Source organism: Hallella faecis (assembly GCF_018789675.1).
Taxonomy (GTDB): Bacteria; Bacteroidota; Bacteroidia; order Bacteroidales; family Bacteroidaceae; genus Prevotella; species Prevotella faecis.
In genome coordinates this window covers 1-627 of sequence record NZ_JAHKBE010000154.1, presented here as the reverse complement: position 1 = coordinate 627, position 627 = coordinate 1, and the positions used below count along the sequence as shown (strand labels likewise).

Below are 627 nucleotides of genomic sequence, written 5' to 3'. Positions count from 1 at the left end.
CTCGCAGACGCAGAGCGTGTGCTTGACTATGTAACGCAAGTAGTATCAATTCCGGAACTTAAACCAGTAATCAAGGAGATACGTCACTATGTGATGATTTGCAAGAAGTGTGGTGAGCGTGTACGCACTGCACCAAGACGCAAGTCTAATGATGTTATTTATGATGCAAGCGTGAAATCGCTTGTCGTGTATCTCAGTGTCGTGCAGTTTCTTCCGTATGGGCGTATAGCAAGTTTCTTGCGTGAGGTGTTCGGGCTTGCTCCGAGTGAAGGTTCGCTTGTAAACTGGGTGAAGGAAGCCAAAAGAAACGCACAACCTGCCATTGAGAAAATCCAGGAATATATCATGTCGTCAAGTGTCGTCGGTTTCGACGAGAGCGGATGTTATTGCAACAAGCGTCTTGACTGGGCATGGATAGCGCAGACAGTTTATTACACCTTACTCTTCCGTGCTGACGGCAGAAGCTCAAAAGTATTGACGGACAAGTTCGGCGACAGTCTGGAACGAATGACAGCCGTGACAGACCGCCATAGCGCATACTTTGCACTTCATTTCCTCAATCATCAAGTTTGCCTTGCCCATCTGCTGCGAGAGTTGCAATATATGTCGGAACTGAATACCAAGCAG

General features: G+C 47.4%; 1 protein-coding gene. It reads left to right on the top strand.

Annotated elements, in window-relative coordinates:
• Positions 1–627: IS66 family transposase (locus tag KM934_RS12925; protein ID WP_215761039.1), on the top strand; the 627-nt coding region annotated here is incomplete at both ends.